Source organism: Moorena sp. SIO3E8, assembly GCF_010692445.1.
Lineage (GTDB): Bacteria > Cyanobacteriota > Cyanobacteriia > Cyanobacteriales > Coleofasciculaceae > Moorena > Moorena bouillonii.
The window spans coordinates 1-7,652 of record NZ_JAAHHM010000214.1 but is presented as its reverse complement, the minus strand read 5'-3'; the positions used below and the strand labels follow the sequence as shown (position 1 = coordinate 7,652).

Here is a 7,652-nt window from a genome sequence, read left to right as displayed (position 1 = left end):
AATAGGAATGCGAGTTAAAATATCAGGCTCACAATGGAATATTGAAAATGTTCCTAAAATTCTTTCTTTACGCTGTGCTTACCTAAATGGGATGCTTTATTAATGATGTTTTTACAAAAATGAGATGCACCCGAGGGGGTGACATGAGTCCTGAAAAGTTTACTATACAGCGTTTTTCATGACTATCAGGTACACAGGATTTTTTCCCTCTTACCTGTTCCCTGTTCCCTGTTCGCTGTTCCCTAAAAACTTAAGTAACTTATGGGCTGAAATTATTACCCAGTAAGGATTTTAGCTTGCATGTCCCCCCAAGAACCCATCATCATGAAATATATTGAAATTGAACCGTTGAATCGCGAAACTACCGATAGTGATTGCGTTAGACGATGCAGAATTAAGCGGATTGATGGCGATGTCCAAGTCGATCAGACTGAGCTATGGTTTCAATTCGATAAATCAATCGTGCCGCCGGAAGATAATGATTGTGACAGTTATTTACTTGCGGTCCTTATGGATGCGATGAAGGAAGAAAGACATGTAATTGTTAAAGGGGAAGTCTCAAAACAGCTCTTAAGTAATTTGGTTGAATATCAAGCAGCATGGCATAAATGGTTACCTGACCTATATTCTTACATTAAGATTAGCGCAGATTCTATAAGAGATAATAATACACCAGTATCTGGTGCCATATGTGCCTTTTCTGGGGGTGTTGATGCGACCTTCTCCGTATGGCGTCACTCCCAAGCAAAATTCAGTCATCGGTCTCAGGATATAAAGCTATGCTCAATAGTTCACGGGTTCGACATTCCACTTAGCGAAGAAACCGCATTTAATAATGCTAGCAAAAGAGCACAAGAAACCTTAAAGGATATTCAGCTTAAACTAGTACCGATCAAAACCAACTATCGTGAAATTACAACAGTCAATTGGGAACATGCTTTTTCCTGTGTTTTAGTTGCTGTTCTGAGCAATTTCAAAAAAGTTGCTGGTACCTGTATTGTTGGTAGTAGTGAACCCTATGATTCACTGGTTATTCCTTGGGGTTCATCCCCCATTACAGATCATTTGTTAAGTTCTGGGGATTTTCATGTCATCCATGATGGTGCCAGCCATAACCGAACGGAAAAAGTAAAAGAAATTTGTGATTGGAAAGTTGGTATTGAAAATTTGCGTGTCTGTTGGCAAGGAGACTTAAAAGACCGAAATTGCGGTAAATGTGAGAAGTGCGTCAGGACTAAACTTAATTTTTTGGCGACAGGGAACCCTATTCCCATATGCTTTCCTGATTCCAATATTATTGACGATATCAAAGAAATCACCCTGCCTAACCAAGCTGTTCGTGCAGAGTGGCGACAAATCTATGAGTATGCCAATCAAAACAAAGTCAAGGATTCTTGGGTTGGGCAACTCCGCAGAACGTTAAACAAAAAACCTTTGATTGACAAAATACTACCCAAAGGCACTGCTCAACGACAGGTTGTCAAAAATCTAACCAGAAAAATAAGTGGACGCTAAAGGCGCGGCTGATTTTAGTCGTTTATCAGCTATCAGCTATCAGCTATCAGCTATCAGCTATCAGCTATCAGCTATCAGCTATCAGGCAATGGGCTACGTCCCAGCGTCGAAGCCTTTGGTAGCACAGGCTAGAAGCCTGTGCTACCTTGAGGTGCTTTTGAATAAAATAGCTGACTGCTGACTGCTGTTCGCGTAGCGTGCGCGTAGCGCATAGGCTGAATGCTTACGAAAATACAGCGTTTACCATAGCTATAATAAACCCTATATAGCCAGAGTAAAATTCATTCTGGAGTAAAGCTATATGTCAGATTTGCTTAAAAGAATTACCATTAATCCAAGACAGTGCGGTGGTCGCCCTTGCATTCGCGGTATGAGAATTAGAGTATCCGATGTACTGGATTTGTTTGCGGCTGGACTTACTGCTGAGCAAATCTTAGCAGAAATGCCTGATTTAGAGGCAAATGATTTGCAGGCAGCACTTTTATATGCCTCACGTAAACTTAATCATCCGGTGCTAGTTCCATGACAATTTGGGTAGACGCACATTTCCTGGGATTGCAACTTTAGTTACACTCCTTTCTGTTTATAATTTTTGCCTTGATAATAGTGTCTTCAACAACTTGCTGTTTGGCAAGTTGATCGATTGCTAAGTCAAGAGGATAATCTTGTAGCTGTAATTTATCTCGATTGAAGTTAATCGTATAGTTAGATTTATCGAGTTTTTTTCTCCTTGTCAAAAATTGCCATTGTTTACTGGATTTGACTTTAAAAGAACCCTCAAGGAGTATTGTTGCCTTCCGATACTTTTTTTGATGCTTCTTGAGAACATCACTGATGTTATTTTTACTCTCAAATTTTATCGGCATTTCCTCACTAGTAGTACAGTGATATACCTCTTTATTTATTCCCCAGATAGATGTTACAATTACAGTAAAAAAAGACATCCCCAGGATTCCTAGGGCGATTAATATAATAACTCTAAAATTAATTAGGGATTGCCTAGGTATGATCGGATTATCTTCCTTTTGCTCAATCTCTGACTTTTGAGGTTTAGAGTTAACCTGGAATGGTTTTAATTCTTCGAGTAGTAAAGGACTACTCGAATCATCCATACTACTTAAGGAAAGCATACTGGAAGGAATGGCTGGATGGGGGTCAATATGCTCCCAAAATTCTGTGTAACCTTCTGTCAGTCGCTGATGAACATCCTCAAGGTTTTGATTGGAAATAGAAACCTGGTTTTTGCTCTTAATACCCTGAATAACCACCCCCTCAATTAGATAAATTTTTCTACCAAATTCATCTTTTAGGATATCATCTCCTTCTTTAGAGTTAAGGTCTTTTTCGGTGGCTTGGATGATTCTAAAGACTATGGTAAAGTTTCCGGCTTCTGTTCCATAAATTTGCTTGATAAATCCTTTTCCTGGTTCGGTTAAATCTCCATCCGTTACTCTCGCCAGTAAGTTAGCAATCTTAGCATCACAGATGAAATCAGGAGCGACAACTGTTCTGTAGTCAAGATAGCGGTTACGGCTTACTAAAAAAGGCCAAGCTTTAATACTCATAGTTACAATTTAATAAATTTAGTTTTTACATTGATTGATGACAAGCAACTCGTTGCCCTGATCGAGTTGCCTTAGCTATGAACTCTTAGAGGATATCTGAAAAGTTTTTTTATACTGAATTTTGCCCCCCTAACCCCCCAACTTTGGGGGGAACAAGAGTCCATTTGCTTGTAAAAGTCCCCCAGAATTGGGGGACCAACGGGGGCTTGGATGTAGCAAATGAGACTTCTCAGACAACCTCTTAAATCACATTTCATTAAGGAGCAAGCCAGGAAAAAGGAGCGAAGGGAATATTCCGCAAAATCCAGTAGGCTAAAATTATTTTCAACATCCACCAAATCCAAGCCGGTTTGATGAAAATTTGGGTAATTTTGCGTCCTGTAAAAACAGGTAAACTGTAGCAAATGTAGGAGTAGATTAGATAAGGCAATGACAACACCATCAGGGGATTCAGCCCAAAGGCTGCCCAGAGATTACCATGAAGTAATTGATGAAGTCCTCGCAGTGTGCCACAGCCCGGACAATACAAACCAGTTAACGCCCGAAATGGACTAGGAGGGTAAAGTTGTCCTGGTATAGAAGGATCAAAAAAATACAGAATTATAGCTGACGCTAAAATAATTGCTGATAAAACTTTTACCTTCAATTTTTTTCTAGCTATGGGAGACAAAGAAGATAAGTATGTTTTTTTCATGAGACTATGATTGTTAACTTTTATTTGATTTTTTGTTTAGGGTTTTAATCACCCACTGCTAGGGGTAAAATAACAGATAAAACCAGAATTATTGCCCCGGAGATAAAACTAATCCAGCACCCTTTTTTAGCATTATCTGATGCTGTCACTGCGCCTTCGTAGTCTGCTGCTTGTAATTTTGTATTAACTTGAGCCGCATAGACAATTGCAACAATTCCAAAGGGGAAACAGCAAAAGAGAGTTACTAAAATCGCTTGCGGTAGATAGTTAGGGACAGGGGAGTTGGAGTGCATAGGTTTACTTGAACTAAGGTTTATACAAGTTTCCAAATTTTAATCGTTCTGTCGAAACTGCCACTAGCCAAGGTTTGATTATTTGGACTAAATGCTAGAGTAGTTATAGTGGCAATGTGCCCATTTAGAGTACTGACTATAGTTCCAGTTGATAAATCCCACAGCTTGATCGTGCGATCATCACTTCCACTGGCCAGGATGCAGTTATCTGGACTAATAGCGAGGGAAAAAATTGCTCCGGTATGTCCTGTCAACTCATACCTCAGATTGCGGGTTTTCGGATCCCACACATAGAGTGTTCCACCATAACCACCACTAACCAAAATATTGCCATCGGAACTAAATGCTAAAGCCCTGATAAAACCAGGATGCTGATCTAGGGTATGAAGCAAATTGCCACTGTGGAGTTCCCAAAGTAGCACTCTCTTGTCGCTTCCGCCACTAGCCACAATGTGCCAGTCGGGGGCAACAGCAAGGGCATAAACAAAGCCTTGATGTCCGATTAAAGTGTTTATGAGTGTACCACCACTAGTTCCCAATTGCCAGACTTTCAGAGTTTTATCCCGACTCGCACTGATCAGTTTATGCCCATCGGGACTAACCACAAACCCATTAATCAGGTCAGAATGTCCCTTCAATGGTTTGTATATGCGTTTGCATGTATTGGAATCCCATACCTTAATGGTATTATCTTCACAGCTGGTAAATAGCCGTTGATTGTCTTGACTCAGATTTGCTCTTACCCAACCTGACTTTTCACGCACCATTCCTTGTAATTGTTTTCCCGATACAACTTGCCAAAATCGAACGCTTCGATCATGACTGGAGCTGAACAAGGTTTGTCCATCGGATGTTAAACCAACGGAACACACTACTTTTTGGTGTCCTTTCAGGGTACGAATTAGAGTTGGATTAAATAGTTTCTTCTGGGGGGGAGTTACAGGTGGATCCGGGCAGATAATTTCTCCTCCCAAATTAGCTGCGGGAAAATTTACCTCAAATTTTTGGAGATGATCTACGAAAGTACCAACCAAGTAATTAAGTGCAGTTTCCTCATCCTTGATCTCTTGCAAACGTTCTTCCTGCTTGGGAATAGGCAAGTCAGCTTGTCGATTTAAAAAAGACTGAATTTGCTTGTACAAAGATAAAAATATATTTTTATCTTGAACCTGTTGATGACTATCTTGATGGCCTGATTGTAAAGTATTAATATAAGCGTTTACTCGATCAATCAAGACACAAGCAATAGGAATCTCTAACTGGAACGGTTTAGGAATTGCGCCAGGATTCTTTTTCATCGATCCATCAGGCTGGAGGGTAGCAAAGTCCGAACCAATAGAACTTACAGGAATCAGACGCACTGGACAACCAGCATTGACTCTATTCTTAACAAAAGCCTTAAACTCAGGAACTTTTTCTAATAAGCGTTCTCTTAATTCTGAGAGCTTATAACGACTTTCAAGCAGATCCCACTTACTAATGATAAAATGAACTGGGGTGTCTTTTTTACATTTATCTACCAATTGCATGATATTGGGTAAATCCTTCTGCAACAAATTGATAACTTTTTTATCACTTAGGTCTTGGTCTTCCATGAATTTCAATAATTTGAAACCATCAATAATCGCCAAAACTGCATCAGCATTAGGAACTTTTGTTTTAAAATTAAAATAGTTTTTTTGATCTTTTAATATATCTGTAATCAATCCTCCTGGATAGTCAATATAGGTAAACTTACAAACTGGGAAGTTTTCAATATTATGATTTTTGACACAACAAATAAACTCCCAATCAGTTATATTCCATGTTGATGTAGGCCAGTCATCTTCACTTTTGCCGATAATTTTTTTATAGATTTCAACAAGTTTTTTATCCTGCTGATCTTTGGGAGCTTCCAGAAAAAATCCTTCCCTATCTTGAATTAATAATTGCTTAAAAAGACTAGCCAAAAACACAGTTTTACCAGCCCCTGATGCTCCTAAAGTAAGAATATTGTAATTTTTCATAGTCATTGCTGGAATCTTGGCTTTGATAATTATTAAGATTACTTTAGTTAATCTATGATTATTTCAGAGTCAGAAAAATCTTGGCTAAGTTTATTGCTAATATACAAAAAACTTGTCACAGCACTTTTAAGGGCTGTTGTTTTATCTTGAATTTTTTTGATACTTTCATCTCGTTTTTGACGCAATTCAGTTATTATTTTGTCATTAGCTTCAACTTTTTTTCTGATTTTGGCTAAGACAAAATTATCAATTTTTTTGATGATCTCTAGTTGTATAATGTTCGGATCATCATCTAGGATTAATGATACCAAAATTTCAACAAGTATATCAATCAATATACCGAAAGTCAATATACCCTTTAAGAAGTTATTGAATAATTTATTAAATCCACTATCTTCTCCAATCTTTTCGTTACTAATAGCAATGAGTTTCTGACGATTTACCTGAATGTCTTTCTCGACAAGATCTGGTATCACACAAGATATAGGAACTTCCATATGAAAAGGACGTGGAATTGAGCCAGCAATCTTTTTCATACTGCCATCAGGTTGAGGTGTTGCGAAACCAAAACCCACTGAACTTACTGGAATAAGGCGTACTGGAGAACTTTCTCTATTTCGTTCAAGAACTAATTTTTTCAACTCAGGAATTTCCAGGAGACGATCGCTTATTTCTTGTAAACCAAAATTATTTTCCAGCAAATCCCACTTGCTGACTACAAACTGAATTGGTGCTTGAGAATGCGACATCCACTTGATTAGTGCTGGTAAGTCTTTTTTTTAAAAATTATCCATCTTATTGTCTTGATTGCTATTGCTCAGTAATGCCTGGATTTTTTGACCATCTAAAAGTCCCAAAATTGCATCAGCTTGTCTGATTATTGCTTGTAGCTTATGATCGTTTTCGTCCATGTCCCTGAATCGTCCGCCAGCATAATCAAAATAACTAAACTGACAAATTGGAAAGTTTTCCAGATTACGATTCTTGACACAACAAGTAAATGTCCACTCGGATATCTCATCATATGTCGTTCCCTCAGGCCAAATTCCCCCAGCGATCAAGTTTGTATAAATATCATTCAGTAGCTGCTGTTGTGTGAAATCCTCAACTTCAAGATAGAATCCATGTTCCCCTTGGATTGATAGGGACTTAAACATACTGGCAAGGAATACAGTCTTGCCTGCACCAGATGCTCCTAGAGTTAGTATTTTGTAATTTTTCATGGTTTAAATGATAAGACGGCGTGAGGCAGAACCACCCTGATCCATCGGTGAGATGTAGCCCAACAAAGGCTGTTTTCAAAGCTGGGCTTATGGTCAGTATTCAGCTCATACACTACCTGCTGAATCCTGAGTGGTGATAGCCAATTTTTAAGTATCTATAGACTTATCCGGCTAATCATCAAAAGTTATGCAGAAAATTTTAATATCAGGTTGATTTCCCACAGGACTTAGAGCTGATTTGTAAAGAGAATCTAAAGGAAACTCAATGACGGGCTGAGTAGCCTGTAACCTATATGACGACATGAGTTAAACCACTGTATCCATGAGTCGTTTGCCTGAGATCGCCAATCCCCACC

9 protein-coding genes are annotated in these 7,652 nt (G+C 38.7%); 3 read left to right on the top strand and 6 right to left on the bottom strand.

Annotated elements, in window-relative coordinates; translation table 11 throughout:
* Positions 1-324 precede the first annotated feature (324 nt).
* The 3 genes from F6K46_RS36815 (at position 325) to F6K46_RS36805 (ending at position 2,041) form a co-directional block, all read left to right on the top strand.
* Positions 325-1,515 (top strand): hypothetical protein, encoded by a 1,191-nt coding sequence (locus F6K46_RS36815; RefSeq protein ID WP_293067692.1) that lies wholly within the window; start codon positions 325-327, stop codon positions 1,513-1,515.
* Entirely contained in the window at positions 1,505-1,696 is a 192-nt protein-coding gene (locus tag F6K46_RS36810; RefSeq protein WP_293067690.1) for a hypothetical protein, read from the top strand. Before F6K46_RS36815 ends, F6K46_RS36810 begins: the two co-directional genes overlap by 11 nt.
* A 120-nt stretch (positions 1,697-1,816) precedes the next feature.
* On the top strand, positions 1,817-2,041 hold the full coding sequence (locus F6K46_RS36805; protein ID WP_293067687.1) for a DUF433 domain-containing protein: 225 nt from the start codon (positions 1,817-1,819) through the stop codon (positions 2,039-2,041).
* Between the two features lie 37 nt (positions 2,042-2,078).
* On the opposite strand, the gene F6K46_RS36800 is transcribed toward F6K46_RS36805, so the two are convergent.
* The 6 genes from F6K46_RS36800 to F6K46_RS36775 all read right to left on the bottom strand — a co-directional run bounded on the left by F6K46_RS36800 (position 2,079) and on the right by F6K46_RS36775 (position 7,296).
* Positions 2,079-3,080 (bottom strand): hypothetical protein, encoded by a 1,002-nt coding sequence (locus F6K46_RS36800; protein ID WP_075896393.1) that lies wholly within the window; start codon positions 3,078-3,080, stop codon positions 2,079-2,081.
* 256 nt (positions 3,081-3,336) lie between these two features.
* A complete protein-coding gene (locus tag F6K46_RS36795; RefSeq protein ID WP_293067684.1) occupies positions 3,337-3,774 on the bottom strand; it encodes a DUF2752 domain-containing protein in 438 nt (145 codons plus the stop codon).
* A 44-nt stretch (positions 3,775-3,818) separates the two neighbouring features.
* Positions 3,819-4,067: a CD225/dispanin family protein gene (locus tag F6K46_RS36790; RefSeq protein ID WP_293067682.1), complete on the bottom strand. Its 249-nt coding sequence runs from the start codon at positions 4,065-4,067 to the stop codon at positions 3,819-3,821.
* A 20-nt stretch (positions 4,068-4,087) separates the two neighbouring features.
* Complete coding sequence (locus F6K46_RS36785) at positions 4,088-6,073, bottom strand: WD40 repeat domain-containing protein (protein WP_293117948.1); 1,986 nt, start codon at positions 6,071-6,073, stop codon at positions 4,088-4,090.
* A 47-nt stretch (positions 6,074-6,120) separates the two neighbouring features.
* On the bottom strand, positions 6,121-6,822 hold the full coding sequence (locus F6K46_RS36780; protein WP_293067677.1) for a hypothetical protein: 702 nt from the start codon (positions 6,820-6,822) through the stop codon (positions 6,121-6,123).
* A 30-nt stretch (positions 6,823-6,852) separates the two neighbouring features.
* Positions 6,853-7,296, bottom strand: coding sequence for a hypothetical protein (locus F6K46_RS36775; protein WP_293067674.1), 444 nt, complete (start codon positions 7,294-7,296; stop codon positions 6,853-6,855).
* Positions 7,297-7,652 lie beyond the last annotated feature (356 nt).

What these genes read in the sequence shown, in the direction of transcription:
- F6K46_RS36785 (WP_293117948.1), bottom strand. Translation starts at nt 6,073, where the DNA reads ATGAAAAATTACAATATTCTTACTTTAGGAGCATCAGGGGCTGGTAAA.
- F6K46_RS36790 (WP_293067682.1), bottom strand. Translation starts at nt 4,067, where the DNA reads ATGCACTCCAACTCCCCTGTCCCTAACTATCTACCGCAAGCGATTTTA.
- F6K46_RS36805 (WP_293067687.1), top strand. Translation starts at nt 1,817, where the DNA reads ATGTCAGATTTGCTTAAAAGAATTACCATTAATCCAAGACAGTGCGGT.
- F6K46_RS36795 (WP_293067684.1), bottom strand. Translation starts at nt 3,774, where the DNA reads ATGAAAAAAACATACTTATCTTCTTTGTCTCCCATAGCTAGAAAAAAA.
- F6K46_RS36800 (WP_075896393.1), bottom strand. Translation starts at nt 3,080, where the DNA reads ATGAGTATTAAAGCTTGGCCTTTTTTAGTAAGCCGTAACCGCTATCTT.
- F6K46_RS36815 (WP_293067692.1), top strand. Translation starts at nt 325, where the DNA reads ATGAAATATATTGAAATTGAACCGTTGAATCGCGAAACTACCGATAGT.
- F6K46_RS36775 (WP_293067674.1), bottom strand. Translation starts at nt 7,296, where the DNA reads ATGAAAAATTACAAAATACTAACTCTAGGAGCATCTGGTGCAGGCAAG.
- F6K46_RS36780 (WP_293067677.1), bottom strand. Translation starts at nt 6,822, where the DNA reads ATGTCGCATTCTCAAGCACCAATTCAGTTTGTAGTCAGCAAGTGGGAT.